The following is a 25,079-nucleotide window of genomic DNA, read 5'->3' as shown; positions in this document are numbered from 1 at the left end:
ATCCTCTGGCGGGTGGTGGAAAAAACGCTTCCGGCTGTGCCATACAAAACCGGCGATGGCCACTCTTTTATTGCTATGGGGCCATCGCCGGAAACGGGGGTCAGCCCAGCACGCGGGCCAGTGTCGTGCCCAGTTCGGCGGGGCTGGGGGCAACATGGATGCCCGCCTCGCGCAGGGCCTCGATCTTGGCGCTTGCGGTCTCGTGCCCGCCGGTAATGACCGCGCCCGCATGGCCCATGCGGCGGCCGGGAGGGGCGGTGGCGCCGGCAATGAAGCCCACCACGGGCTTGTGCGTGCCGCTTGCGCGGATCAGTTCCGCCCCGTCGATTTCCGACGTGCCACCGATCTCGCCGATCATGACGATGGAATGCGTGTCGGGGTCTTCGATCATGCGGGCGAGCACATCGGTGAAGTCCATGCCCTTGACCGGGTCGCCGCCAATGCCCACGCAGGTGCTCTGGCCCTGGCCGATGGCGGTGGTCTGGGCCACGGCCTCATAGGTCAGGGTGCCCGAGCGCGAGACGATGCCCACGTGCCCGCGGCGGTGGATGGGGCCGGGCATGATGCCGATCTTGCATTCATCGGGCGTGATGATGCCGGGGCAGTTGGGGCCGATGAGCAGGCTGCCCGACTGCTCCAGCGCCGCGCGCACGCGCACCATGTCCTGCACGGGAATGCCCTCGGTAATGCACACGATCAGCGGAATGCCAGCGGCGATGGCCTCAAGGATGGCATCGGCAGCACCTGCGGGCGGCACATAGATGACCGAGGCGTCGGCCCCGGTTGCGGCCCGCGCCTGCGCCACGGTGTCGAACACGGGCAGGCCCAGATGCACGCTGCCGCCCTTGCCAGGGGTTACACCGCCCACCACGTGGGTGCCGTAGGCCAGCGCCTGCTCGGTGTGGAAGGTGCCCTGCGCGCCGGTAAAGCCCTGCGTGATCACCTTGGTGGATTTGTTGACGAGAATGGACATGGCTCAGGCTCCCGCGTTACGGACGGCGGCTACGATCTTGCGGGCGGCATCGCCCAGGTCATCGGCGGGGATGATGGTCAGGCCGGATTCAGCCAGCAGCGCCTTGCCGCGATCGACATTGGTGCCCGCCAGGCGCACCACCAGCGGCACGTTCAGCCCGGTCTCGTGCGAGGCGGCGATGATGGCCTCGGCAATCACGTCGCAGCGCATGATGCCGCCAAAGATGTTGACCAGGATGCCGCGCACCTTGGGGTCGCCGATGAGGATGCGGAAAGCGGCCGCCACGCGCTCTTTTGTCGCGCCGCCACCAACATCAAGGAAGTTGGCAGGCTCCTCGCCTTCCATCTTGATGATGTCCATCGTGGCCATGGCCAGGCCCGCGCCGTTGACCATGCAGCCGATATTGCCGTCCAGCCCCACATAGGCCAGGCCATATTCGGCGGCTTCGCGCTCACGGGGGTCTTCTTCGTGCTCGTCGCGCAGCTTCGCAACCTCGGGGTGGCGGTAGAGCGCGTTCTCGTCGAACGACATCTTGGCGTCGAGTGCCAGCAGGTCGCCCGCGCCGGTCACGACCAGCGGGTTGATCTCGACAATGGCGGCGTCAAGGCTGGTGAACGCGGTATAGGCCGCGCGCACCACGCCCTGAAACGCGCGGATCTCGCGCCCCTTCAGGCCCAGGCGCACGGCCAGCGCGCGTGACTGGTAGTCGCACAGGCCCATTGCGGGGTCGATGTATTCCTTGAAGATGCGCTCGGGCGTGCGGGCCGCGACGTCCTCGATCTCCATGCCGCCATCAGGCGAGGCGACAATGACCACGCGCCCGGTCACCCGGTCGACCAGCATGGAAAAATACAGTTCGCGCGCGATATCGCAGCCGGATTCGACATACAGCGTGCGCACGAGGCGACCTGCAGGCCCGGTCTGTTTTGTCACGAGTACCTGGCCGAGCATGGCCTGGGCGGCCTGCGTCACCTCGGCGGAGGTGCGGGCGAGGCGCACGCCGCCCTTACCCTCGGGGTTGCCTGCAAAATGCCCGGCCCCGCGCCCGCCTGCGTGGATCTGCGCCTTGACCACGGTAACCGGCGCGCCAAGCGCTTTGGCTGCGTCGGCGGCTTGCCCGGCGGTGGTGGCGGCATGTCCTTCTGGCACGGGCATGCCGTAGGAGCGCAGGAGCGCCTTTGCCTGATATTCGTGAATATTCATGTGGCGACCCAATCTGTCGTTCTTATTGGTGGTGTCGGGCTAGGCCCCTAGCATGATTTGGCAGCGCAATGACAGGGGTGGGATGGTGTCAGGATTGGCGTAAACATGAAACATGTGTCATGTCCTCTCCATCAATGGCACGCTGGGCGCGCCTTCATGGAGAAAAAGTACAAGAGCAGGTTGCGATGAAACACTGGCGCATTGAACAGATGAACTGGAACAGTTTCGACCCGCAACGGGTGGACCCTGACATGATACCCGTCATCAAGGCGGCATCGGTCGTGGAGCGTAATGGCCTTGATTATGCCCGCTACCTGAAGAATGTCTTTGCCGATGACCCCGCTTTTGCCCGCGCGGCGGATAACTGGGCGGTAGAGGAAGTGCAGCACGGCGATGCGCTGGGCCGCTGGGCCATGCTGGCCGACCCGGGCTGGGACTATATGGCCGCCTTCGCGCGCTACCGGCAGGCCTACAGCCTCGACCTTGACGTGGATGCCTCCATACGCGGCTCGCGCACGGGGGAACTGATCGCGCGCTGCATGGTCGAGACGGGAACGTCCTCCTTCTACACCGCGCTGGCGGATGCAACCGACGAGCCATTGCTCAAGGCCATATGCAAGCAGATCGCAGCCGATGAATACCGGCACTTCAAGCTGTTCTATGACCACATGCGCCGCTACCTGCGGCGCGAGCGCCTTGGCGCGTGGCAGCGCACCCGCATAGCGCTGGGCCGGGTGACGGAAAGCGAGGATGACGAACTCGCCTCCGCCTTCCACACCACCAACGAGCCCGCCTCCATGCCCTATGATCACCGGCGCTGCATCGCGGCCTACATGTCGCGCGCGCTGGGGCTGTACAGGCCGCGCCATGCCGTGCGGGTCACGGGCATGATTCTCAAGACCATTGGCTGGACGCCCCACGGGCGGCTGAGCGGGCTGATCAGCAGCGCGGTGTACCGCCTGCTCATGATGCGCCAGCGCAAATTCGCGCGGATGACCGCCGCAGCCTGACTCCGGGCTGCCGCATGAAAGGAATGAAGACTGAATGAAGGTGCGTGACATCAGGGCGGGACAGGCTGCCATCATCGCGGCGGGCTGCCTGTGCATGGCAGGAACCGCGTGGGCGGACGACGTGCCTGCAACGCCCGCCCCGAACGCTGCCGTGGCTCCGGCCCAGCCCACGGCCCCGGACACTCCCGTGGCTCCCGCTCCGGCTCCGACACCAGTTCCGGCGGCTCCTGCAGTTCCGGTTCAGGCGGCGCCCCCCGCCCCGGCGGCTCCAGCTTCCGCTCCGGCTCCCGTGGCGGATGCGCCTGCCGAGTCATCGATCAGCGACGCCACGCGCGCCGAGCGGCTCATGGCATCGCAGGTGGGGCTGCTGCGCTTCACTTCGGCGGGTTTCCACCGTGGTCTTGTGCGCCATATCGTCCTGTTCCGCTTTCTGCCCACCATCACCGATGAGCAGCGCGCCGAGGTGGTGCGCCGGTTCATGGCGCTGGCCCGTACTTCGCGCCGCGAGGATGGCTCGCCCGTGGTGGTCTCGATCGAGACCGGCGCGCAGATCAGCGGCGAGGGCGTGGATGAGGGGCTGCAGCAGGCCTTCGTCGTCACCTTCAGTTCGGAGGGGGACCGCAATTATTACGTGGGCCGCCCGGTCGTGACCGACCCGGCCTATTTCGACCCCGCGCATGAAGCCTTCAAGAAATTCGCGGCACCCTATATCGTCACCACCATCGTATTTGACTATGCCGTTGCAGCCGCGCATCCCCAGCGCAAGGCGCCGGTCCAGACCGGGCACGCGGCGCAGGTTCCCCAGCAGCAGGGCTGACGGGCCGGGCACACTTGCCACCAAGGAGTGAAACTATATGACCACCGTTACCCTCGGGCACCTTGATGAAACCGTGCAGCAGGCCTCCGCCGCCGCTGTTGCCCGCGTGCTTGAAGCCTATGAGCTGGAAATTGAATACGTCGTTGCCCCGCGCGCGGAAATGATCGAGCACATGCGCCGTGGCGATGTGGACCTGTTCGTTTCGGCCTGGCTGCCTGATGTGGACGCAGCCTTCCTGGCCCCCGAACTGGGCATGGAAGCCTTCGGCCAGCTTTATCGCCCTACCTTTGGCTGGAGTGTGCCGGAGGCTGCGGCCACGGGCGTGAGCGCGATTGCAGGACTCGCCGCAGCGGACTGCCCCGTAAGCCGCGAGATCGTGACCCCCGCCTCGCTGCTCGACCGGGTGCGCCAGGTCGTGGCCGCCTATAACCTGACCGAGGCAGGCTACACCATCGCCGCGCGCCCCGATGCGGAGGCCTATGACCACGCAGCCCGGGTGCTGGAGGGCAGCCTGCCCGAGATCATTCCCGCATGGCAGCCTTCCTTCGTGCATTACGGCCAGAAACTGCTTGCGCTCGATGACCCCAAGGGCAGCTATGGTGCGGAGCAGGAAGCCCGCATCCTGCTGCGTTCGGCAGCCCGGCCTGAAATGGATACCGACCTGCTCGACGAACTCGATGAACTGACGCTGGGCAACAAGGTGGTCAGCGCGCTCGACCATGCCATGCGCTTCGAGGGCATGAGCGCTGAAGAGGCGGCCGAGGCCTGGCAGCGCGGCAAGCTGCTGCCGCGCTGAGGCCCACCATGACCCGCGATGAAAGCGCTGCCCCCGCCCCGCATGACGGGCGTGATGCCGGGCTGCTTGCCCAGTACGAGCATTATCCCTATCCCGCCCGCGACCCGCGTGAGGAAAAAAGCAGGCTGCTGATTGGCAGCCCCAGCCACCTGCGCGAGATCGATTACTGGGTGTTTGGCGCCACCCGCCCGCGGGCGCAGCCATTGCGGGTGCTGGTGGCGGGGTGTGGCACGGGCGATGGCGCGATCATGCTGGCCACCCACATGGCGCGGGCAGGGCGGCCGGGCGAGGTGCTGTGCCTCGACCGCTCGCCCGCGGCACTCGACATCGTGAGTAAGCGCGCGGCGGTGCGCGGGCTGGAGAACATGCGCTTCGTGCGCGGCGACCTGACCGATATCGCGCAGGTGGCTCCCGGCCCGTTCGACTACATCGACTGCTGTGGCGTGCTGCACCACCTGCCCGACCCCGATGCCGGGCTTGCGGCCCTCGAGCGCGTGCTCGCGCCCGGTGGCGGCATGGGGCTGATGGTCTATGCCCCCTATGGCCGCACGGGCGTGTACATGCTGCAGGACGCCCTTGAGCGCCTTGCCCCGGTGGATGAAGCCCCAAAGGGGCGGCTTGACGTGGCGCGTCGCGTCATGCGCCATCTGCCCGCCACCGCCTGGCTGCGGCAGAACACCAATTTTGGCGATCACCTGACCGGGGGCGACGCGGGGCTGTATGACCTGCTGCTCAACCCGCGTGACCGGGCGTATGACATCACCGCCTTTCACGCGCTGCTTGACCGCGCGGGGCTCGCGGCAGCGTGCCTGATGGAACCTGCCCGCTACGACCCCGCCCTGCTGCTGCCCGACCCGCGCCTGCGCGAGCGGATCGCGGCCCTGCCCGAACGCGCTCGCCAGGCCGTGGCGGAGGATGTGGCAGGCAACATGGCCACCCATGTCGCTTATGTGCGCCGTGCTAACGAGCCGGTTGAGCGGGCTGATCCGTTTGCCCCGCAAGCCGTGCCCGTCATGCGCGAGATCCCCGGCCTTGAACTCGCCCGCATGATGGGGAGCGATGACCGGCTGCCCTTTACGTTTGGCACGCTTCAGGTCGCCATTGCCCTGCCGCCGCAGGCGCGTGGCATCCTGCCGCTGATCGACGGCGAGCGCACGGTGGCCGATCTTGCCACGATCATGGAAACGCGGGGTGTTTCGCAGCCCCGCTTCGCCAAAATCTGGGCGCAGATATTCACGACGCTGGAATCGCTCAACCGGGTGCTGCTGCGCGCGCCTGCCTGAGGGACCATGGCACAGCCGCCGCTGCCCATCATCATATTTGGAGCAAGGCTCCAGCCCGATGGCACGCCGAGCCGTACGTTGTGGCTGCGGGTGGCAGCCGCCCATGTTTTTGGCACGGCCCGTGCGCGGGTGCTGTACGTGCCCACTGGCGGTCTCTCGCCCCCATCGGGCCTGCGGGAGGGGGATGTCATGGCCGCCATGCTTGAAGCCGCAGGCGTGCCCGCCTCTGCCGTTGTGGTGGAAGGCACCGCACCCGACACGCTGGCCTCCGTCATCGCCTGCACGCGGCTGCTGCGCCAGCGCGGGTATAAAGGGCCGGTGGCGGTGGCCAGCAGCGCCTATCACCTGCCACGCTGCCTTGTGCTCATGCGCATGATGGGCTGGCAGGTCATGCGCGTGCCACCACCACCCGTGCCCGCCGCGCGCCGGTGGGGCAGGCGGTGGTTCTGGCGCGTGCGTGAGGTCGCGGCCGTGCCGTGGGATGTGCTGCTGCTCTTGCTCCACCTGCTCCGCGCCGGGCGCGATGATGATTGACACTGCCCGCCCCAGCCCGCATCACGCGGATGAACCCAAGAACCATAGTTAGTCTGGATGGAAGTCATGCCTGTGCAAGCCTTTGTTTTCCCCGGTCAGGGAAGTCAGTCAGTTGGAATGGGGCGCGATCTCGCCGAGGCCTTCGCCCCGGCGCGTGAAGTGTTTCAGGAAGTTGATGAGGCGCTGGGCCAGCATCTCTCCAAACTCATGTTCGAAGGCCCGATGGAGGATCTGACCCGCACCGACAACGCCCAGCCCGCGCTCATGGCCGTATCGCTGGCCGTGCTGCGGGTGCTCGAGCGTGAAGGCGGCGTGGACCTCAGGCGCGACGTGGCCCTGGTGGCCGGGCACTCGCTGGGCGAATATTCCGCCCTTGCGGCTGCCGGTGCGCTGGGCATTGCCCAGACCGCCCGCCTGCTGCGCCTGCGCGGCAACGCCATGCAGGCCGCGGTGCCGCCGGGCAAGGGCGGCATGGCGGCGCTGATCGGCGTGGGCATGGACATGGCGCGCGCCGCCAGCCTGTGCGCCGAGGCCGCGACGTTTACCGATGAGGCAGGCAAGACCTGCAGGCAGATCATCGAGGTGGCCAACGACAATGGCGGCGGCCAGGTGGTCGTGGCGGGCGAGATGGCGGCGATCGACCGCGTGATCGACCTGGCCAAGGCGCAGGGCGTCAAGCGCGCGCTCAAGCTGCCGGTTTCCGCTCCCTTCCACTGCTCGATGATGGAACCCGCCGCCGAGGCCATGCGCAAGGCGCTGGACGAGGCCGAGATCAAGGCCCCCGTCGTGCCCGTGGTGGCCAACGTGACGGCGGGCAAGGTGACCGATCCGGCCACCATCCGCGACCTGCTGGTGCGCCAGATTACCGGCACCGTGCGCTGGCGTGAAAGCGTGGATGCCATGGCGGCCATGGGCGTGGACAGCTTTGTCGAGATCGGCTCGGGCAAGGTGCTGGCGGGGCTGGTCAAGCGCATCAATGGCGATGTCGCGACCCGCTCGGTCGGCACGCCCGCCGATATCGAAGCCTATCTGGCCACGCGCTGAAACAACGCCCCCGGCCTGCGTGCCGGGGGCATTCTGATTGATGGATACCGAAGGGAACGGACGGCTCATGTTCAGGCTGGATGGAAAAGTAGCGCTGGTGACCGGCGCATCGGGGGGAATCGGGCGCGAGATCGTGCGCGCGCTGCATGCGCAGGGGGCCACGGTGGTGCTGTCAGGCACGCGCCAGGCCGTGCTGGAGGAGGTTGCAGCCAGCATCGGGGCCGAGGGCGGCGCCGAGCGCCTGCATGTCTGCCCCGCTGACCTGTCTGACGCCACGGCGGCCGATGCGCTGGTCGCAGCCGCCGAGGAAAAGGCGGGCGCGCCGCTGGCCATTCTGGTCAACAACGCAGGACTGACGCGCGACACGCTTGCGATTCGGATGAAGGACGAGGACTGGAGCCGCGTGCTTGACGTGGACCTTGCCGCCCCCTTCCGCCTGTGTCGTGCGGCGCTGAAGGGCATGCTGCGCCGCAGGGCGGGGCGCATCGTCAACATCGCCTCGGTGGTGGGGGTGACGGGCAATGCAGGCCAGGCCAACTACGCTGCCGCCAAGGCGGGCATGATCGGCATGGGCAAGTCGCTGGCGCAGGAGGCAGGCAGTCGTGGCGTGACCGTCAACACGCTGGCGCCGGGCTTCATCCAGACCGCCATGACCGACGTGCTGCCCGAGGCGCAGAAGGAAAAGCTCGTTGGCTCCATCCCGCTTGGCCGCATGGGCCAGCCCGCTGACATAGCACCTGCGGTGGTCTATCTGGCATCGGACGAGGCCGGATGGGTCACGGGGGCGACGCTACATGTCAATGGCGGCATGGCGATGATCTGAGCAATGTGATATTTTGCTGGACAGCGGGCCTGAAGTGACAAAAAAGATAGTCCTGACAGCCCAGCTGTCCCCTTAATTGCGGGGCGTGCGGACAGGAAATGCAAACGCCGCCTTGGCGATTGCATCAAAACCGTGCTAATCGCCCGCAGCTTCGTCCGAAGCGGGCCGGTGTGCGTCATCGGTTTGCATGGACGTTACAGGACGAACACGTTTCGAACCGCCCGTTTCTTCAGGGGCAGACAGGAAGCAGAGACAGATGAGCGAAATCGCCGATAAGGTTAAGAAGATCGTAGTCGAGCACCTTGGTGTTGACGAAAGCAAGGTCACCCCGGATGCCTCTTTCATCGACGATCTGGGCGCCGACAGCCTCGACACGGTCGAGCTGGTCATGGCGTTCGAGGAAGCGTTCAGCGTCGAGATCCCCGAGGATGCGGCTGAAAAGATCACGACCGTGAAGGACGCGATCGACTACATCGAAAAGCAGAAAGCTGCCTGATCGGCCCTCTGGTCGATCATAGTTTATTACGAATTCAGTCAGGTATCGTTACTTTCAGGAGCAGGGCGGGTTGATGCAGTCTACCGGATCAATGTCTGGACAGCGGCGCGTTGTCGTAACCGGTATGGGTATGGTCAGCCCACTCGGACTGGGTGTTGAGCGCAACTGGTCACGTATCGTGGCCGGGGAGAACGGCTTTGGCCGTATCTCATCGTTCGATGCCTCTGACCTGCCCGCGCAGGTTGCGGGCGAAGTGCCCGCTGGGCCTACGGAAAGTGGCGGCCTGACCCTTTCGGACTGGGTGCCCGTCAAGGACCAGAAAAAGATGGACCGCTTCATCCATCTCGGTCTTGTCGCGGCCACCGAGGCGGTTGAAGATTCAGGCTGGAAGCCGGAATCGGAAGAGGATCGCTGCCGCACCGGCGTCATGATCGGCGCAGGCATTGGCGGTCTTCAGACCATCTACGAGGCATCCGTGACGGTAAAGGAAGGCCGGGCCCGCAGGCTCTCGCCATTCTTCATTCCGTCCGCCCTGATCAATCTGGTCTCGGGTCATGTCTCGATCAAATACGGATTCAAGGGACCGAACCATTCGGTCGTTACCGCCTGCGCCACCGGCGTGCATGCCATTGGCGACGCCGCGCGCATGATCATGCTCGGCGATGCCGACGTGATGGTGGCCGGTGGGGCCGAGGCCGCCGTGTGCCCGCTGGGCATTGCGGGGTTCTGCTCCGCCAAGGCGCTGTCCACCCACTTCAACGAAACCCCCGAGAAGGCCTCCCGCCCGTGGGATCGTGACCGCGATGGTTTCGTGATGGGTGAGGGCGCCGGTATCGTGGTGCTGGAAGAATACGAGCACGCCAAGGCGCGTGGCGCCAAGATCTATGCCGAGGTGATCGGTTATGGCATGTCGGGCGATGCGCACCACATCACGGCGCCTGCCGCCGGGCATGAGGGGGCGTTCCGCGCCATGCAGAACGCGCTGCGCAGCGCGGGCCTGACCACGGCTGACATTCAGTACGTCAACGCCCATGGCACCTCCACCATGGCCGATGACCTTGAGCTTGATGCCGTCGAGCGCCTGTTCGGCGATGATGCGCGCAAGCTGGCCATGTCTTCCACCAAATCCGCCACGGGCCATCTGCTTGGTGCTGCGGGCGCGGTCGAGGCGATCTATTCCATTCTCGCCATTCGCGACAATGTGGCCCCGCCCACGCTCAACCTCGACAATCCCTCACGCGAGAGCGTGATCGACCGGGTGGCGCATACGGCGCAGGAGCGCAAGATCGACACCATCCTGTCCAACAGCTTCGGCTTTGGCGGCACCAACGCCAGCATCATACTGCGTGGCGTGTAAGACCGGGGCGCTCGCGGGCGCCCCTTTTTTATTTCAGGCATAGGGCGAAGGAGCGGGTGTGCGCAGGGTTCTGGCGGTATGTGGGCTGGCATTTCTCGTGCTGGTGCTGTCAGGTCTTGGCATCCTGTTCCTGGGCGTGCGGCAGTACGATGCTCCCGGCCCGCTGGCCGGGCAGCGCACGCAGGTCGTGCCCCATGGCGGCACCGAGCAGGTTCAGACCGGCCTTCAGGCCGCAGGCATCATCGACCAGGGCTGGTTTGCGCAGAAAGTGTTCGAGGTCGCGACCGTCCTGACACGGGTGGATGGCGCTTTTCATGCAGCGGAACTGGTGTTTCCTGCCCATGCCTCCATCCATCAGGTGTTGCGGGTGCTGCGGCATGGCAAGCCGGTCGTGCACAGGCTGACCGTGCCGGAGGGACTCTCCGCCATCCAGATCGCCAACCTGCTGGAACATGCTCCCTTTATGGATGGCAGCTTTCCCTTTCCCGATGAGGGATCGGTCATGCCACTCACCTATGATTACGAATGGGGCATGCCGCGCGCGCAGATGCTGGCGCGCATGCAGCATGCCATGGACCACGCCATCGATCAGGCATGGGAAAGCCGCGTGGTTGATCCGGCCATTGTCAACCGGCATGACCTGCTGGTGCTGGCCTCCATGATCGAGCGTGAAACGGGCATTGCCTCCGAACGCCCCATGGTGGCGCGCGTGTTTCTCAACCGCCTGCACCAGGGCATGCGGCTCCAGTCCGACCCGACAGTGGTCTATGGCCTGAACAAGGGGGCCGGACCGCTGGGCCATGCGCTCTCGCACGCTGATCTGCAGCAGCCTACGGCTTATAATACCTATGTGATTACTGGCCTGCCGCCGGGGCCGATCTGCTCGCCCGGCATGGCGGCCCTTTATGCTGCCGCCCATCCGGCTCAGGGGGACCAGCTTTATTTCGTGGCCAATGGTCTGGGCGGGCATGATTTTACCAGCACGCTTGATGACCATAACCGCCATGTGGCGGCCTTTCGGGCCAGCAGGCGCGCCGTACAGGCAGGCTCGCGCACGGGCGAGTAAAAGATTCAAAAGAAATGCCGCCTTTTTAAGAGGCGGCATCCAGACACTCTGTTCTTTTCAGGCAGTCCCTTACTGAGCAGGCAGGCTCTGGCTACTGACCGAGCCGGAAGGCGCAGTCTCCATGGGCTGCTGGGTCTGGGGGGCGGTGGTGGTGGTCTGGCCGTTCTTGTCCGGGCGGCTCTGGGCGGTGGCCAGCACTTCGGTCAGGGCGGAGCGCAGCGGGTCAGCGCCGGAATTGTTCACCCGCATGGACACCACAATGTCTTCCGGCCCTACAATCTGGTTGTAATAGGCGCGGTTGGCCGCACTGTTGACCCGCATCTTGGAGCCACCGAGGGCGGCACCTGCAAACAGGCCCTTGGATTTCTGCACGCCCCTGATGGAGGTATTGTGCTCACCCGCCGTGCCCGCTTCAAGCCCGGAGCCGGATGAGGCGAAAGAGGTACCGACATCTGCACTCAGCTTCATCTGGCTGTCGAGCAGCGACTGCACGCCCTGATCTGTCATGACGAACAGCATCACCTGCACATCCTGCATGCCCAACTGCAGGCCAAAATTGGCCGATGACATGCGATAGAAGGCCGGGTCGGACCAGGAGCCATGGGCATCACGCGTAAGGAACACGCAGCCGCCGCCACCGCCGCCAAAGGCGATCGACATGCGGAAGACCGAGGGGCAGATAATCACGCCACGCGATTCGGCCAGGTAACGGGTAACCTTGCTCCCTGCCGTGGCGCCCGAGAACATGTCGCGCACGGTCAGCGTGGCGCGGTCCACCAGGCTCTGTTCTTCTTCCATGCTGGCGGCCATCGCGGCGTGCAGCGGCATCATCAGGGCCAGCGTGGCGAGTGACGTCCTGATGAGATGAAACTTGTGCAAACCCATGCTCCCTTTCCGATTCGTCACGGCAGATCCACCAAAACGGTCCGTGCACTGGAGTGGTCTGTGTTCATGGCTGAATCATGGCTCTCAAGGCAAGCCTGTGTGGCATGATCCAGCCCTATATTGCCGTTATTTAAGGGAGACGCCCACCGCCTGCGACAGGGCATCGGCAATGCCGGGGGCCGCAGCAAGGATGTGGATGCCATCCTCAAGCCCGCCATCACGCAGGAAGGGCGAAACCTTCGCCCCGGCCTCATCCAGAAGCACGAGGGCTGCGGCCACATCCCACAGGTTGATGCGGATTTCCAGATAGCCGTCCTGCCGCCCGCAGGCGACTTCGGCCAGGGCGATGGCGCCCGACCCGCCCGAGCGCGGCATGGCGCCAAGGTTGAGGATGGCGTCGATCTTTTCCTGAAACACGCCGGGCGGCACGCGGTTGCTCCAGCCCATCTCGATCAGGGAACTGGCGGGATCGGTCACGGGGGAGGCATGGATGCGCTCACCGTTAAGGAACGCGCCATGCCCCTTTACCGCCGTATAGGTCTCGCCCAGCATCGGGGCCTCGATGATGCCGGCCACGGGGGTGTCGCCATCCATCAGGCCCAGCGAGATGCACCAGCGGTTGCGGCCGCGCGCGTAGTTGGAAGTACCATCGATCGGGTCCACCACCCAGCGCAGGCTGCCGGTGCGGGTGCGGCCTTCTTCCTCGCCCTGAAAGCCGTCCTCGGGAAACAGCGTGCCGATTCGCTCGGAAATGAAGGCCTCTACCGCGCCATCGGTTTCGGTCAGCCAGTCCTGAGCACTTTTCTGGGTGCCCTTGGGGCCGCCGGGGGCGGGGCGCATTTTCATGGCAAGGGCGGCGGCATCGCGCACGACGGAGCGGGCGGCTTCAAAACGGGTCAAGATGGCCTGTGACATGGGTAACCTTTCTTGTGGAACACTCTATTCTACACGTAACGCCGTTTTCACCGCATGTTCCACCTGCGGCATGTCCACCCGGCCCAGCCGTTCAGCGGCCTGCATGGCAAACTGCAGCGTAAGTTTGCGCCTGCGTGCGGCGGCAAGCGGGCTGCGCTGCGGCTGGCGGATGATGGCGCAGTCCATGCAGGTGGCCGCCTGCGCGGCAGCAGGCCGGGTGGCGGCGATCATAAGCCCGGCTGTTTCGGGCAGGATCTGGCGGGGGAAGTCCTGGTTGACCGCAAAATAGAGCTGGTCACACCATTGCAGGTAATCGGGCCATTTATGGTCGGCACGAAAATCCGGCAGGCCGGACTTGATCTCGATGCACAGCAGGTCGCCCTGCGGTGTCAGGGCCATGATATCGGCCCGCCTGCGATCGGGCAGGATGAATTCATGCAAGACCGCCCACCCATGCAACCGGCACATCTGGCTAACACCCGTGCGGATGGCGGACTGGACCTGGGGCGCGGATGGGCGGTGCATGGCGTCAGGGCGTGGGCCTCAGGTGGCGGGCAGGGGGCTTGATGCGAGCAGGTGGGTGACAAGCTCGAGGTCGGCGGGCTTGTCCACATCCACGGCGGCGCGCCCGTTGGGCAGTTCGATCATGGCCACCCGCGCGTGTGAAAGCTGGCCGATGCGGCGGCATACATCCGCGCGGGTCAGGCGCCGCAGCACAAAGCGCAGCAGGATGCCCAGGCCAAGCGTGCGCGCCATTTTGAGCGGGTTCTTGCGATCGGCCTCGAGCTGCTGCCACAGCCGGATCACGCCTGTCGCGGCAGGCGTGCGGAACAGGAACATGTTGCACCCCGAGAAAGCGCCATCGGCCAGACGGATCATGGTGCGCCGGGTGCCCGGCACATCGCGCAGGATGTCGCTTTCCATCGCAATGCCTGCCGCCACGTCGGCCCCGCTCTCCTGCGCCTTGAGCACGAAGCTGCGCACCCATGCGGGTTCCAGCAGGGCATGATCGGCGGTGGTGACCAGCAGCGGCGTGCCCAGCGTGTCCAGCGCTTTCATCACGCTGGCGCTCGGCCCGGAAGCGGGGGGAATGAAGGTCACGTTGTCGGGCACGATGCCCGCGAGCACCTCGGGGCGCTCGATGCAGATGGCGATCCTGCCAATGGCCTTGACCGACTGGAGTGCGGCGATGACCCGGCTGATCATGGGGCTGCCGCCAACCGGCAGCAGGGCCTTGTGCGAAATGCCTGCCGCCTGCGCCATGGGGTCAGGCCGCCCCGGCCTGCTGCCCGCCAGGATGAGAACGTTCAGTGCCATGCCCGCGCTCACGCCGCGTTCCGGGTGGTGCTGGCGCCATCGGGGCGGTCGCGCGGGGGGGACCCGGTCTCTTCCATCACCCAGGGGTAACGATGGGCTTCCTCGATGTCATAGCCAAGGTTGAACACGGTGGGGCTGCGCGGGCAGCCACGGGCATCGGGGTAATAGCTGTGAAAGATGCGGTCGGCCACGAAGCTGGTGATGCCGTAATTGCCGTTCTCGTTATGGAAGTGATGCAGCACGTGGCGCTGCTTCATCAACTGGATCCAGCGCATGCGCGGCTTGTAGTTCAGGTGCTGGATGCAGTGAAAGAATTCATAGATGCACGTGATGGTCAGCCCCGCGCCAAAGGCAGCGCCTGAGCCCGCCAGCCCGCCAATGGCGTAGCCGATGGGAATGGTGACGATGGCAATGGTGGGCACGGTGTTGAGCGGCGAGCCGAACAGCACGTCCAGCAGGTGGGGGTCCTGATGGTGATCGAAGTGGATGCGCTTCCACAGGGTGGCGCTCCATTTCATGCGGTAGAGGAACCGGCCATGGAGGATGAAGCGATGGATGCCATACCAGACCAGCGGGTAGACCAGCATCACGGCCGCGATGCTGATGGCGACCGGCACGAACGACGTGTAGGCGTATGCCATGACCGCGTAGCTGGCGATGGCCAGCACGAAATACAGGATGATGGTGGGGTAGGTGAGGTAGGCAATCCAGAGCTGGGACAGGTTCATCTTGCCCAGGTCGAAGCTGCGGCCTGTACGGATGGAACTGTTTTTTAGGGTATTTGTAATCATCGCTCTTCGATCCTCAGTAGCACGGTGATGACGCCAAGGATGAAAATCAGGATCCCGACGAATATCGCCATAAGCGAGGGCAATGTTCCCGCATTGCCAAGCGCGCGGAGCAGCCCCTGGAACACGACAAACAGCAGGCCCGCGCCGAGGCACCATATGGGTAACCAGCTGCGCGTGCCAGCCCGGGGGGGGATATAGACCACCGGCACGGCAAGTAACAGCATTACCGCGAACGTGACCGGTAACATGATGCGTCCCAGTATTTCGGTTATGAAAAACGAGGGCGACTGGCTGGAAGGCAGGCCGTCGTTCTGCTCGGCCAGCATGGTGCCGATGGACTGGGTGAAACTGACGGTAACCTGCATCAGGTAGCCCGGCGTGAGCGTAGTGGGCCAGTCAAGGCGCACGGGCTGGTCGGGGGTGTCGAGCAGGTCGATGCGGGTCGGGCTGATCACGCTCAGCACCCGCGTGGGCGTGCCATACCAGTGGCCATGCGTGTAGTGCACGTCGTGCAGGGTAGTGACCTTCTGCAGCTGGGTCTGGCGGTCGCGGTGGTAGACCGTGACCCCGTCAAGCGCTTCGCCGCCACGGGAAAGGTAGTTGATGTTGATCAGGTCATCGCGCGTGCGCAGCCAGTAGTTGTGCCATACCGTCGCGGCGTCGGGCGTCGTGGCGTTCCACCATTGGGCGAGGCGTTGCTCCGAGCGTGGCGTGATCTGGTCATTGACCACCCCGCACAGCACGCCAAGCCCGATGATGGTGGGCAGGAACAGCTTGATCAGCCCCGGCGTGGACAGGCCCGCCGCCCGCATGATCGAGATTTCGTTCGATGTCGTCAGTTGCAGCAGCGTCAGCAGCGCGCCAATCAGCACCGCGATGGGCATGGCATTGCCGAACAGCAGCGGCAGATGCATGACCGCGTAGTACAACACCCCGGACAGGCCAAGGTGGCGGTGCATGATTTCCGTCACCTGTTCCAGCAGGGCCAGGATTTCCATCAGCGCCACGACGATGATGGCCGTGGTGAAGACCTTGGCCAGCAGCTCGCGTGAAAGATAGCCGAGCAGAACCGTGCCGCTGGCCAGGCGCAGGCGAAGCCTCATGCCTCTTTTTCCTGCATGCGCCGCGGCAGGCCATCTGCCGAGAGCTGCCGTGGCGGCAGGCGTGGCCCGGGCGAGAGCAGGGTGCGCAGGCCCCCTGCCTGCCGGATCAGCATGCCCACGCACACTGCGGCAAAGATGACCGTGGGCAGCCAGACGACCAGCAGCGGGGACATGTGCATGTTGGCGACGAAACTCATGCCCATCTGCAGCGTGTGGTCAAAGCTGACCAGCGTAATGGCGGCGATGGCCAGGCCGGGATTGCCCTTCTGGCGCTTGCGCACGCCGGCAAGCGCGCAGGCCAGGATGGGAATGAACGGAATGGCGGCCGTGCGCGCGAGGCGGAAGTGCAGTTCGGCCCGCATGTAGGAAGCGCTGATGCCGGGATAGCCGTGGCGTATGCCGTAATACAGCTCTGGCACGGTCAGTTCGCGTTCCGTCTCGCCGCGTTGGCGATAGGCTTCATCATCAAGTTTGGCTTCGCCGGAAATGAGGCGGGTGGTGCGGGTAAAGCCGGTGATGGTGGGGGGCTTGTCGTGCGTGTCGGTCGCTATGGTGCCGTTGACAAGATCAAGCCGCATGCGCGAGCCATCGGCAGGATTGTACAGGTAGCCCTTCTGCGCGGTAATGTAGCGCACGCGCGTCTTGTCCGAATTGTCACGGATGAAGACATTGAACAGTCGCGACCCCGCATGGTCCACGCTCTCGGCCGTGAGCATGATGTCATCGGATATGGCGAACATCTTGGACTGCAGGTGCGGCGTCCAGCCCGCATGGCTGGCGAAATAGAAGGCCGAGCGGTAGTCATAGCGCGCATAAGGCTGGATGAAGCCATAAAGCGAGAAGGCCAGCACGCCAAAGACCGCCCCCGTCAGCACGAAGGGCTGGCAGATGCGGAAGATCGAGACCCCGCTGGCCGTCAGGGCATCGATTTCGTGGTTGGCGCTCATGCGCCGGATGATGGAAAACACGCTTACGCACATGGCCGCCGGAAGCGCCAGCCCCAGGTAGTGGGGGATCAGGTCGCTGAGCAGGCCGAAAAATGTCTTCATGGAGCTGCCATTGGCAGCCAGCATGTTGAACAGCACCAGAAGCCGCTCCAGCAGCAGGGCGGACATGACCACGCCCAGTGCGATGGAAAACGGCGGCACGACCTGCCGCAGCAGGTAGCGGTCCATGGTATTGGGACGCAGCTTGGCCAGAATCCCGTGCTGTAAAGACATGCGGTTCATCTAGGCGTGCTTATATCCGAAAAACGATACGGGTGAGGACTCATTCAAAAAATAGTTTCCTGCGTTGTACCTGCTGCGCCGCCCGCCGGAAAGAAACGCCTTGTAACACCCAGCCTATATCCCCCGTCGCGTGGCGTGATGGCAATCCGATTCCACGCTGCCGCGCGCAACGGATCACGCGACAGTGCCGACGCCGATGCAATGCCCAGCACCGGCACGGCGCCAGCAGGGCCGGGCAGGGACGACAGGGTGGAGGTATGGATATGGCCATGAAGTACCATTTCCGCCCCTTCGCGTGCAATGCAATGGGCGAAATGCCGGGGATCCTTGAGCGCCTTGCGGGCAATGGCAAGACCAGGCACGGGCGGATGATGAATCATGACAATGCGGCACAGCCCCTGCCTGCCCGTTTCGTGCAGGATTCCGGCCAGGCGCGCGGCCTGGCGCGCGCCCATGCGGCCCGTCGCCCTGAACCAGGGCGTTGGCACGGCCGAACTCACCCCGATCAGCGCAACCGGCCCCACCCGGCGCACGAACGGGAAGGGGAGCGCGCCCATCCAGGGCTGCCACAGGCCAACGGTCCGTTGCCAGTTATCATGCACAAGGGTGTCATGATTTCCCGGTATGACTGTGCACGGCGCGGGCATCTGTTCAAGCCAGCGCAGGGCGTGGCGGCATTCTCCGGGCAGGCCCATATTGGTCAGGTCGCCGGTCAGCGCGATCATGTTCACATGGGCGCTGCCGATATCGGCCATCACGCGGGCCAGAATTTCCGGGCGGTGCAGGAAACGGCGGCGGCGCTTCCATGAAAGATGGCTGAACAGGCGCTTGTTCAGTTTCTCACGCAGGCGCGGGGGCGACATTTCCGTTGGCAGATGCGGGTCGGAAAGATGGGCTATGGTGATGGTGTTCAAGCTGGTGTCTTTCCCTGCATCAGGCCGGTCGGTAACCGGGTCGGGCAGTGTTATGCCTGCCCGTGTAGCGATACGTTCCATCGTTTCGTGCCTTGCAATAGAAGGCAGATGGTTGCTTATGGCCTGTAAGTCAAATTTCAGACAGGGATGGAATCATCAGTGACCGGACGTTTTGCGCTTGTTTATAACCCGCGCAGCCGGCGGAACATGGGCGACAAGAGTTCGTATGCCCCGATGGCCCGTAGCCTTCTGGGAGAGAATTTCATTGATCCGGCCGACCGTTCCCTTCTCGATACCGCAATCGCGCAACTGGCCGCGCGCGACATGGACTGTATCGTGGTCGATGGGGGGGATGGCACGGTCAGCGATGTGCTGACCGCCATCCATCGCCATTACGCACCCGCGCGCTTCCCCGCCCTTGCCATCCTGCCTTCGGGCAATACCAACCTGATCGCGGGGGATGTGGGCTTTGGCCTGCGCGGGCAAAAGGCGCTGGACCGGCTTGTCAGCCTTGCGGCTGCCGGTACGTTGCGGGGCAAGGTGCGCCGGCGCTGCGGGCTTGTGGTCGAATGGCCCGAGGCCGAGGGCAAGCCTGCGGTCGTGGGCATGTTCCATGGTGCTGCTGCCTTCACGCGCGGCATCGAACTGGCCCACCAGCCTGCAATCCTGAACAATTACTCCCATGAAATGGCGGTAGTCGTCTCGTTCCTGTCTTCGGTCGCGCATCTGTTCACGCGTCGCTCGCGCCGGGAATGGATGCAGGGCAACCCGATTACGCTCAGGGCGGGCGAGCAGCCGGAGTGGCATGGCAACTGCTTCCTGTTCCTGTCCAGCACGCTCCAGCGCCTGCCGCATGGCATATGGCCGTTCTGGAATGTGGCGGGTGGGCGCACTGATGTGATCAATTACCTGCATGTGGCAGGCCAGCCCCCGCGCCTGGCCGCTGCCGCCTGGGCGCTGCTGCGGGGGCGGCACCCGGCCTGGCTGCGACACAACCCTGATTACTGCAGCGGGTGCGAAGAGCGGATTGAAATGGCGCTTGAATCCGATTTCGTGCTGGATGGGGAGGTCTTTTCTCCCGGCGCGTCTGGCCGGATCGTGTTGTCCGCCACGGCCCCCATCGACTTTATTCACGCCTGAGGAATGCTGACCATGGCTGATCCTTCCAGCCGCCTTGCCGCGGCAGGGCGCATTGCCCATACGCTGGCCAATGAACTGGTCCAGCCCGTTCCTGCCTTTGTTACGCAATTCGTATGCGAACTGCTGGGTGCGGCGCAGCCTCTGGGCGTGCTCTTTTATGGCTCCGTGCTGCGCGAACCCGACCCCGATGGCGTGCTGGATTTTTATGTCATCGTGGAACGGCTGGAGGACTGGACCTCAGGCTACTTCGCGCGTGAGGCCAATCGCCTGCTGCCACCCAATGTCGAATATCATGAGATTCCGGTAGGCGGGCGCATCATCCGCGCCAAGGTTGCCATTCTGTCGATCGCCCAGTTCCGGCGCATGACGGGACGGGCCACGCTCGACACCACCATCTGGGCGCGGTTCTGCCAGCCGGTCAGGCTGGTCTGGGTGCGCGGGCCGGAAGCGGCTGACGCCATACTGGGCTGCCTGGTGCGCGCCATGGGGCAGGCCGGGCGCTGGGCGGCGGCACTTGGCCCGGCCCAGGGCACGGCGGATGAATTCTGGCTGGCGCTGTTCGCGCATACTTATGGTGCGGAATTGCGGGTGGAGAACGGGCGCAGGCCATCTGCCCTGCTTGAGGGGCGCGAGGCGCGTTATCGTGCCCTGCTGCCTGACATATGGCTGGCCGATGGCTTGCCGTTCACGCGTGATGGCGCGCAACTCGCGCCACGGCTGACGCAGCAACTGCGGCGCAGCATGCACGAAGGCTGGTGGCTGCGCGGGCGCCTGGGGCGGGTGCTCAATGTCAGCCGCCTGTTCAAGGGTGCTTTCACGTTTGAAGGGGGCGCGCGCTATATCGCATGGAAGATAAAGCGGCATTCCGGCATCGAGCTGCCGCTTGGGCCGTTTTCCGAGCGGCATCCGCTGATCTGCCTGCCGTATCTGTTATGGAAGCTACGGCAGGCAGGGTTCTTCAGGCGGCGTGGTTGAGCCCCATCTCGCGCGCGACTGTCGCGAAGACCTCAACGGCCTTGTCAATTTCCGCAGGCGTATGCGTTGCCATGACGGAGGTGCGCAGTAGCGGGTGCTGGTCCGGCGTTGCGGGCGGCAGGCTGAGGTTGACGTAAACCCCGAGGTCAAGCAGCCGGTTCCAGAACGCCACGGCAACCGCCACGTCATCCAGAATGACCGATACGACCGGGCTGGCCTGCGGGCCGGTGCGCAGCCCCGCTGCCTGAAGGCCTGCATGCAGCCTGCGGGCGTTGTCCATCAGGCGGATGCGCAGTTCGGGGTGGTTTTCCAGCTCAGTCAGCGCCGCCATGGTCGCGGCAATGACTTCCGGCGGCAGCGATGCCGTGAACATGTAAGGCCGCGAACACAGGCGGATCAGATCCAGGCCGTCATGGTTGGAGACACAGTAGCCCCCCACCGTGCCCAGGCTTTTGGAGAAGGTGCCGACTACGAAGTCCACATCATCTTCCACGCCATCGGCTTCCGCCACGCCGCGCCCGTGCTTGCCCATCACGCCAACGGAGTGGGCCTCGTCGGCCAGCAGCCAGGCCCCGGTCTCGCGCTTGACGGCGGCGAATTCCGCCATGGGCACTACATCGCCCATCATGGAATAGATGCCTTCAACCACAACCAGCTTCGCCCCCGGCGTGCCCTCAAGGCGGCGCAGGCGCTTGTGCAGGTCATCGGCATCATTATGGCGGAAGCGGATCACCTGCGCGTGGCCAAGGCGGCTGCCATCATAGATGCTGGCATGGCTGTCGGCATCGAGCAGCAGGTAGTCATCCTTGCCCGCAAGGGCGGAAATGGTGCCAAGGTTGGCCTGGTAGCCCGTGGAGAACACCATGCAGTGCTTGCGCCGGAAGAAGGCGGAAAGCCGTTCCTCCAGCTGGCGGTGCAGGCCCTGCGTGCCATTGGCAATGCGCGAACCGGTCGTGCCCACGCCATAGGCCTTTGCCGCCTCGACCGCGGCATTGATCGCGGCGGGTGACTGGCTCAGCCCAAGGTAGTTGTTGGTGCCGAACAGCAGCGTTTCGCGCCCTTCGATCAGCCCCACCGTTGAGGAAATGGGCTTTTCGATCACGACATCGAAGGGGTTGCGGCCGCCGCCAGCGGTTACGGATGCGAGGGCGGAAGCCAGGCCTTCATATTTAGAGAAAATCGACATGATGTGTCAGGAAGCCTGCTTGAGGGAAACAATGCAGGCCGCCAGGTCATCGATGGTGCGGATATCAGCCAGCCGGTCAAGCGGCACGGAAACATCGAGGGTATCCTCGATTTCCATGACGAAATTCATGACGGCCAGTGAATCAAAGGCCAGATCTTCAACGATCTTGCTGCTGCCATTGATATCACGGGGAACCTTGGGGTTCGCCAGCAGCGTCTTCACGATCAGCGCGGAGACGCTCGCTACCGTTTCACTCATTCCTACATCCTTATGGCATGTCCGGCCTGCCGGTGGCAGCGGATCAGCATGAATGGTCGCCCCGCGCATGCGGCGGGGGCGGGGACTGCAATCGGTCCCCTTATTGCAAAGCCTTATGCGCGAAAAACAGGTTTTTGGCCAGTCCTGCTTTCCATCCTGAACTGACGTGGCAACGCATACAGATGCGTTGCCAGACTTGTCAGACCACGGAAACGGAAGACGATGTTTCCAGCGGCTGGAACGCCCCCGAGAGCAGCATGGCCCGCGCCCGCGCCCGTGTCAGCTTGCCCGATGAGGTCTGTGGCAGGGTATGGGGCGGCACCAGGATGATGGATACATCTACCCCGTGCTGCCGACGGAACAGGCTGGCCGTTTCGGTTTTCAGCGTTTCGCGCGCCTCGGGCGAGGTGGCGCGGCACTGCACGAGGGCCACGATCTTCTCGCCTTCGTCCTCATCAACCGAGAATACGGCCACGTCACGGCTGCGCAGGGTGCTGATTTCGGTCTCGGCCGACCATTCCAGATCCTGCGGCCAGATGTTGCGGCCATTGATGATGATCAGATCCTTGGCGCGCCCGGTAATGACAACCTGCCCGTTGAGCATGTAGCCAAGGTCGCCGGTATTGAGCCAGCCTTCGGCATCAACCACGCGGGCGGTTTCCTGCGGGCGGCGGAAGTAGCCCTGCATCAGGCTCGGACCGCGCACATAGACGGTGCCGATCTCACGGTCGCCGAGCACATGGCCCTGCGCGTCACGGACTTCAAGCTCATGCTGCGGCAGCACTTCACCACACAGCACGAAGGTGCGCAGCGCGCGGGCCGGATCGTTGGAGGGTACGGCCTTGCCCTGTGTCTCGAGCGCGCGCAGGTCGATCGTATCGGTACAGATGCCCCTGCCAAGCGGGGCGAAGCTGATGGCCAGAGTGGCCTCTGCCATGCCGTAGCTGGCGGTAAAGGCCCCGCTGTCAAAACCGGCGGAAGCGAAGCGCTGGGCAAAATCCTCAAGGATATGATAGCGGATCATGTCGCCGCCAATGCCCGCCACGCGCCACGATGAGAGGTCAAGTTCGATCGAGGTGGCGCGACGTGCGCACAGTTCATAGCCAAAGGAGGGGCTGTAGGAGATCGTGCCGCGATTGCGGCTGATCAGGTCCAGCCACACATGGGGGCGGCGGGCGAACTCGCGCGTGGGCAGCATGTCGACGCTGAGCTGGCAGGTCATGGGCGTTAAGAAAAAACCAACCAGTCCCATGTCATGATAGAGCGGCAGCCACGACACGCAGCGATCGCCGGTTTCGCGCACCTTGAGCCCATTGAGCGCAATGGCATGTGCATTGGCCATGCCGGAGCGCTGGGTCACGGCAATACCCATGGGGAAACGCGTGCTGCCCGAGGAAAACTGCAGGTAGGACAGGTCATCCGGCCCGACGGGGGGCAGGGCTTCGACCGTAATGGGCGTTTGCAGCAGTTCGGCAGGCGTGCCGGAGAATTTCAGGTCCAGCCCGGTGGTGATCTCGTCTGTCCATGATGCGATGATCGAGGCAATGACCACGGCCGATGCCGCAGCGCCCTCGATCATGCCGCGCAGGGTGCCGACATACCCTTCGCGCCCGCCAAAGGCGACGGGCAGCGGCAGGGGCGCGGGCACCAGGCCTGCATACTGGCAGCCAAAGAAAATACGGGCGAAGTCACCATCGCTTTCCGCCACGATGGCCACCCGGTCGCCAGGCTTCAGGCCCAGTGACAGCAGGCGCTTGCCGGTCTCGATCGCCTGTTCGCGCAACGTGCTGTAAGGCAGCGTTTCGAGCAGGACGCCCTTGCCGGAATAGATGTTGAAGCCGCTCTTGCCCTGGGCGGCATAGTCCAGCGCAGCCGGGAACGACGAAAAATCGCCGTAACGACGGGGCAGACCAGAATCGGAGGGGGGCGGGAGGCTTATCATTTCCGGTAATTTGACTTCCACAGACGTATCTTGAAACGGCGAATGGGCGGTGTTCAACCAATTACCCTCAAAAAGTCAATAATCGATTTCGCGCCTTTGGCCGCCGTATCTGCTGGCGGCTCAAACCCGAATGTGTCGCGTATATACTCTTTTTGCCGATCAAGGAAATTTGCATGTGACAGGAAAGCATTGTCAAGGTCATTGCCTACTGTCTCCACGTTTTCCAAGACCGGACCAAGGGTCCAGCTTTCATAATTGGGGTCTCCGCGCCATTGCGTCCGGTGGGCGTTAAGAAATAGGCACGGGCGCAGTTTGATAAGGAATTCACTGACCTGACTGCTGACATCACCCAGGTAGAGGTCAGCCGCCATGGTATAGGTCATGTCCACGCTTTTGTCGCTGCCAAGGTCAATGATCATATGGGGGGATTGGGTAAAAGGCGTGAGAATTTCCATGCTTTTCTCACGATTTGTATCGAAAAGCCGGTAATGCGGCGCAAAGATGAGATTGTATTTTTCCTGTTGCGCGAAATATTCCAGCAATTTCATGCCAAACCGCGGCCATGAAGAAAGGCTGCGACTGAAATGCGGATTATAGAGAACTGTGGGGCGCCCATTATCAAAAAGCGGACGTGCCTGAACATGGAGCCGACGCACCATGTCAAATTTAGCATAGATTCCAGTCGCATAGTGATCTTTGCGTAGCGTGCCCGCGTGGAGCAGCCGCTCTTCAACCTTACGGCCAGCCATCAGGATATAGTCGAATTTCCGTACATCATTGGTAAAGCCGATGGCCCGGTCTCCGGCGCCATGCCGGGTCCAGATGAGGCGGGGATTGTGCACCCCCATCTTGCGTAAGTAGAGCGATGTACGCTCCGGAATCACGATGGCCTGAAACTTGTTGAAATAATTTCTGTTCAGAAAAAGCACGGCCAGTTTGCTCAGGGGGGTCGGTCCGTGCTGCTTTATATGATCGCGGATCCATTGAGGCATGGCCAGCGTATCAAAGGTGACGGAAGACTC

Annotated in this window: 26 protein-coding genes (1 of these 26 cut by a window edge); 12 read left to right on the top strand and 14 right to left on the bottom strand. The window is 64.0% G+C overall.

Annotation, left to right across the window (positions count from 1 at the left end; genetic code table 11):
- Positions 1–100: 100 nt before the first annotated feature.
- Together sucD and sucC are read right to left on the bottom strand one after the other, a co-directional pair.
- Positions 101–973 (bottom strand): succinate--CoA ligase subunit alpha, encoded by an 873-nt coding sequence (gene sucD, locus R5N89_RS09225; RefSeq protein WP_110569072.1) that lies wholly within the window; start codon positions 971–973, stop codon positions 101–103.
- A 3-nt stretch (positions 974–976) separates the two neighbouring features.
- Positions 977–2,176, bottom strand: coding sequence for an ADP-forming succinate--CoA ligase subunit beta (gene sucC, locus R5N89_RS09220; RefSeq protein ID WP_110569071.1), 1,200 nt, complete (start codon positions 2,174–2,176; stop codon positions 977–979).
- 185 nt (positions 2,177–2,361) lie between these two features.
- On the opposite strand from sucC, the gene R5N89_RS09215 reads away from it, so the two are divergent.
- From R5N89_RS09215 to mltG, 10 genes are all read left to right on the top strand, one after another.
- Positions 2,362–3,186 carry an acyl-ACP desaturase gene (locus R5N89_RS09215; protein WP_110569070.1) on the top strand — a complete coding sequence of 275 codons (825 nt, stop codon included), beginning with the start codon at positions 2,362–2,364 and terminating at the stop codon, positions 3,184–3,186.
- A 34-nt stretch (positions 3,187–3,220) separates the two neighbouring features.
- Positions 3,221–4,003: a Dabb family protein gene (locus tag R5N89_RS09210; RefSeq protein ID WP_306345099.1), complete on the top strand. Its 783-nt coding sequence runs from the start codon at positions 3,221–3,223 to the stop codon at positions 4,001–4,003.
- A gap of 37 nt (positions 4,004–4,040) precedes the next feature.
- Positions 4,041–4,799: a glycine betaine ABC transporter substrate-binding protein gene (locus R5N89_RS09205; protein WP_110569069.1), complete on the top strand. Its 759-nt coding sequence runs from the start codon at positions 4,041–4,043 to the stop codon at positions 4,797–4,799.
- 8 nt (positions 4,800–4,807) lie between these two features.
- Positions 4,808–6,082, top strand: coding sequence for a bifunctional 2-polyprenyl-6-hydroxyphenol methylase/3-demethylubiquinol 3-O-methyltransferase UbiG (locus R5N89_RS09200; protein ID WP_110569068.1), 1,275 nt, complete (start codon positions 4,808–4,810; stop codon positions 6,080–6,082).
- A 6-nt stretch (positions 6,083–6,088) separates the two neighbouring features.
- A complete protein-coding gene (locus tag R5N89_RS09195) occupies positions 6,089–6,616 on the top strand; it encodes a YdcF family protein (protein ID WP_110569067.1) in 528 nt (175 codons plus the stop codon).
- 117 nt (positions 6,617–6,733) lie between these two features.
- Positions 6,734–7,660, top strand: coding sequence for an ACP S-malonyltransferase (gene fabD / locus R5N89_RS09190; protein ID WP_244192170.1), 927 nt, complete (start codon positions 6,734–6,736; stop codon positions 7,658–7,660).
- A gap of 67 nt (positions 7,661–7,727) precedes the next feature.
- A complete protein-coding gene (gene fabG, locus R5N89_RS09185) occupies positions 7,728–8,483 on the top strand; it encodes a 3-oxoacyl-[acyl-carrier-protein] reductase (protein ID WP_110569162.1) in 756 nt (251 codons plus the stop codon).
- Between the two features lie 256 nt (positions 8,484–8,739).
- Positions 8,740–8,979, top strand: a complete 240-nt coding sequence (locus tag R5N89_RS09180; RefSeq protein WP_003618476.1) for an acyl carrier protein — start codon at positions 8,740–8,742, stop codon at positions 8,977–8,979.
- 124 nt (positions 8,980–9,103) lie between these two features.
- The gene (fabF, locus tag R5N89_RS09175; RefSeq protein ID WP_244192175.1) at positions 9,104–10,336 is read left to right on the top strand and encodes a beta-ketoacyl-ACP synthase II; all 1,233 of its coding nucleotides are present in this window, start codon (positions 9,104–9,106) and stop codon (positions 10,334–10,336) included.
- A 58-nt stretch (positions 10,337–10,394) separates the two neighbouring features.
- A complete protein-coding gene (gene mltG / locus R5N89_RS09170) occupies positions 10,395–11,402 on the top strand; it encodes an endolytic transglycosylase MltG (RefSeq protein ID WP_110569065.1) in 1,008 nt (335 codons plus the stop codon).
- Between the two features lie 69 nt (positions 11,403–11,471).
- On the opposite strand, the gene R5N89_RS09165 is transcribed toward mltG, so the two are convergent.
- The 8 genes from R5N89_RS09165 to R5N89_RS09130 form a co-directional block, all read right to left on the bottom strand.
- Positions 11,472–12,287 carry a lipid-binding SYLF domain-containing protein gene (locus R5N89_RS09165; protein WP_208624680.1) on the bottom strand — a complete coding sequence of 272 codons (816 nt, stop codon included), beginning with the start codon at positions 12,285–12,287 and terminating at the stop codon, positions 11,472–11,474.
- 126 nt (positions 12,288–12,413) lie between these two features.
- Entirely contained in the window at positions 12,414–13,202 is a 789-nt protein-coding gene (locus R5N89_RS09160; protein ID WP_110569063.1) for an inositol monophosphatase family protein, read from the bottom strand.
- 24 nt (positions 13,203–13,226) lie between these two features.
- Positions 13,227–13,727 (bottom strand): MmcB family DNA repair protein, encoded by a 501-nt coding sequence (locus R5N89_RS09155; protein ID WP_110569062.1) that lies wholly within the window; start codon positions 13,725–13,727, stop codon positions 13,227–13,229.
- Positions 13,728–13,745: 18 nt separating this feature from the next.
- Entirely contained in the window at positions 13,746–14,519 is a 774-nt protein-coding gene (locus R5N89_RS09150) for a nucleotidyltransferase family protein (protein ID WP_110569161.1), read from the bottom strand.
- 8 nt (positions 14,520–14,527) lie between these two features.
- Positions 14,528–15,310, bottom strand: a complete 783-nt coding sequence (locus R5N89_RS09145; RefSeq protein WP_110569061.1) for a sterol desaturase family protein — start codon at positions 15,308–15,310, stop codon at positions 14,528–14,530.
- Complete coding sequence (locus R5N89_RS09140) at positions 15,307–16,413, bottom strand: LptF/LptG family permease (RefSeq protein ID WP_110569060.1); 1,107 nt, start codon at positions 16,411–16,413, stop codon at positions 15,307–15,309. The genes R5N89_RS09145 and R5N89_RS09140 overlap by 4 nt, the downstream gene beginning before the upstream one ends.
- Positions 16,410–17,642 (bottom strand): LptF/LptG family permease, encoded by a 1,233-nt coding sequence (locus tag R5N89_RS09135; RefSeq protein WP_373320388.1) that lies wholly within the window; start codon positions 17,640–17,642, stop codon positions 16,410–16,412. The genes R5N89_RS09140 and R5N89_RS09135 overlap by 4 nt, the downstream gene beginning before the upstream one ends.
- A 44-nt stretch (positions 17,643–17,686) precedes the next feature.
- Positions 17,687–18,637: a metallophosphoesterase gene (locus R5N89_RS09130; protein WP_244192169.1), complete on the bottom strand. Its 951-nt coding sequence runs from the start codon at positions 18,635–18,637 to the stop codon at positions 17,687–17,689.
- 126 nt (positions 18,638–18,763) lie between these two features.
- On the opposite strand from R5N89_RS09130, the gene R5N89_RS09125 reads away from it, so the two are divergent.
- A complete protein-coding gene (locus R5N89_RS09125) occupies positions 18,764–19,696 on the top strand; it encodes an acylglycerol kinase family protein (RefSeq protein ID WP_244192168.1) in 933 nt (310 codons plus the stop codon).
- Positions 19,697–19,708: 12 nt separating this feature from the next.
- Positions 19,709–20,671 (top strand): hypothetical protein, encoded by a 963-nt coding sequence (locus R5N89_RS09120; RefSeq protein ID WP_167400869.1) that lies wholly within the window; start codon positions 19,709–19,711, stop codon positions 20,669–20,671.
- Here R5N89_RS09120 and spt read toward each other — a convergent pair.
- From spt to R5N89_RS09100, 4 genes are all read right to left on the bottom strand, one after another.
- Entirely contained in the window at positions 20,655–21,857 is a 1,203-nt protein-coding gene (spt, locus tag R5N89_RS09115; RefSeq protein WP_110569058.1) for a serine palmitoyltransferase, read from the bottom strand. The genes R5N89_RS09120 and spt overlap by 17 nt on opposite strands.
- Positions 21,858–21,863: 6 nt before the next feature.
- On the bottom strand, positions 21,864–22,115 hold the full coding sequence (locus R5N89_RS09110; protein WP_007400085.1) for an acyl carrier protein: 252 nt from the start codon (positions 22,113–22,115) through the stop codon (positions 21,864–21,866).
- 199 nt (positions 22,116–22,314) lie between these two features.
- Positions 22,315–24,057: a fatty acyl-AMP ligase gene (locus R5N89_RS09105; RefSeq protein WP_354680676.1), complete on the bottom strand. Its 1,743-nt coding sequence runs from the start codon at positions 24,055–24,057 to the stop codon at positions 22,315–22,317.
- A 53-nt stretch (positions 24,058–24,110) separates the two neighbouring features.
- On the bottom strand, positions 24,111–25,079 hold the 3' portion of the coding sequence (locus R5N89_RS09100) for a CDP-glycerol glycerophosphotransferase family protein (protein ID WP_110569056.1). The gene runs 165 nt beyond the window's last position; the window shows 969 of its 1,134 coding nt (coding positions 166–1,134); the start codon falls outside the window, past its right edge — the gene reads right to left on this strand; its stop codon occupies positions 24,111–24,113.

Source organism: Komagataeibacter sucrofermentans DSM 15973 (assembly GCF_040581405.1).
Taxonomy (GTDB): Bacteria; Pseudomonadota; Alphaproteobacteria; order Acetobacterales; family Acetobacteraceae; genus Komagataeibacter; species Komagataeibacter sucrofermentans.
Note: the sequence above shows the minus strand (reverse complement) of the source record. Positions and strands in the feature narration are given on the sequence as shown.

Excerpts from the sequence above, each read along its gene's own strand:
- R5N89_RS09125 (WP_244192168.1), top strand. The coding sequence starts at position 18,764 with ATGGGCGACAAGAGTTCGTATGCCCCGATGGCCCGTAGCCTTCTGGGA.
- R5N89_RS09200 (WP_110569068.1), top strand. The coding sequence starts at position 4,808 with ATGACCCGCGATGAAAGCGCTGCCCCCGCCCCGCATGACGGGCGTGAT.
- R5N89_RS09215 (WP_110569070.1), top strand. The coding sequence starts at position 2,362 with ATGAAACACTGGCGCATTGAACAGATGAACTGGAACAGTTTCGACCCG.
- R5N89_RS09180 (WP_003618476.1), top strand. The coding sequence starts at position 8,740 with ATGAGCGAAATCGCCGATAAGGTTAAGAAGATCGTAGTCGAGCACCTT.
- R5N89_RS09195 (WP_110569067.1), top strand. The coding sequence starts at position 6,089 with ATGGCACAGCCGCCGCTGCCCATCATCATATTTGGAGCAAGGCTCCAG.
- R5N89_RS09120 (WP_167400869.1), top strand. The coding sequence starts at position 19,709 with ATGGCTGATCCTTCCAGCCGCCTTGCCGCGGCAGGGCGCATTGCCCAT.
- R5N89_RS09155 (WP_110569062.1), bottom strand. The coding sequence starts at position 13,727 with ATGCACCGCCCATCCGCGCCCCAGGTCCAGTCCGCCATCCGCACGGGT.
- spt (WP_110569058.1), bottom strand. The coding sequence starts at position 21,857 with ATGTCGATTTTCTCTAAATATGAAGGCCTGGCTTCCGCCCTCGCATCC.
- R5N89_RS09165 (WP_208624680.1), bottom strand. The coding sequence starts at position 12,287 with ATGGGTTTGCACAAGTTTCATCTCATCAGGACGTCACTCGCCACGCTG.
- R5N89_RS09160 (WP_110569063.1), bottom strand. The coding sequence starts at position 13,202 with ATGTCACAGGCCATCTTGACCCGTTTTGAAGCCGCCCGCTCCGTCGTG.
- R5N89_RS09210 (WP_306345099.1), top strand. The coding sequence starts at position 3,221 with ATGAAGGTGCGTGACATCAGGGCGGGACAGGCTGCCATCATCGCGGCG.
- sucC (WP_110569071.1), bottom strand. The coding sequence starts at position 2,176 with ATGAATATTCACGAATATCAGGCAAAGGCGCTCCTGCGCTCCTACGGC.
- R5N89_RS09145 (WP_110569061.1), bottom strand. The coding sequence starts at position 15,310 with ATGATTACAAATACCCTAAAAAACAGTTCCATCCGTACAGGCCGCAGC.
- R5N89_RS09135 (WP_373320388.1), bottom strand. The coding sequence starts at position 17,642 with ATGAACCGCATGTCTTTACAGCACGGGATTCTGGCCAAGCTGCGTCCC.
- R5N89_RS09110 (WP_007400085.1), bottom strand. The coding sequence starts at position 22,115 with ATGAGTGAAACGGTAGCGAGCGTCTCCGCGCTGATCGTGAAGACGCTG.
- R5N89_RS09205 (WP_110569069.1), top strand. The coding sequence starts at position 4,041 with ATGACCACCGTTACCCTCGGGCACCTTGATGAAACCGTGCAGCAGGCC.
- R5N89_RS09150 (WP_110569161.1), bottom strand. The coding sequence starts at position 14,519 with ATGGCACTGAACGTTCTCATCCTGGCGGGCAGCAGGCCGGGGCGGCCT.
- fabD (WP_244192170.1), top strand. The coding sequence starts at position 6,734 with ATGGGGCGCGATCTCGCCGAGGCCTTCGCCCCGGCGCGTGAAGTGTTT.
- fabG (WP_110569162.1), top strand. The coding sequence starts at position 7,728 with ATGTTCAGGCTGGATGGAAAAGTAGCGCTGGTGACCGGCGCATCGGGG.
- R5N89_RS09140 (WP_110569060.1), bottom strand. The coding sequence starts at position 16,413 with ATGAGGCTTCGCCTGCGCCTGGCCAGCGGCACGGTTCTGCTCGGCTAT.
- R5N89_RS09130 (WP_244192169.1), bottom strand. The coding sequence starts at position 18,637 with ATGGAACGTATCGCTACACGGGCAGGCATAACACTGCCCGACCCGGTT.
- sucD (WP_110569072.1), bottom strand. The coding sequence starts at position 973 with ATGTCCATTCTCGTCAACAAATCCACCAAGGTGATCACGCAGGGCTTT.
- R5N89_RS09105 (WP_354680676.1), bottom strand. The coding sequence starts at position 24,057 with ATGATAAGCCTCCCGCCCCCCTCCGATTCTGGTCTGCCCCGTCGTTAC.
- fabF (WP_244192175.1), top strand. The coding sequence starts at position 9,104 with ATGGGTATGGTCAGCCCACTCGGACTGGGTGTTGAGCGCAACTGGTCA.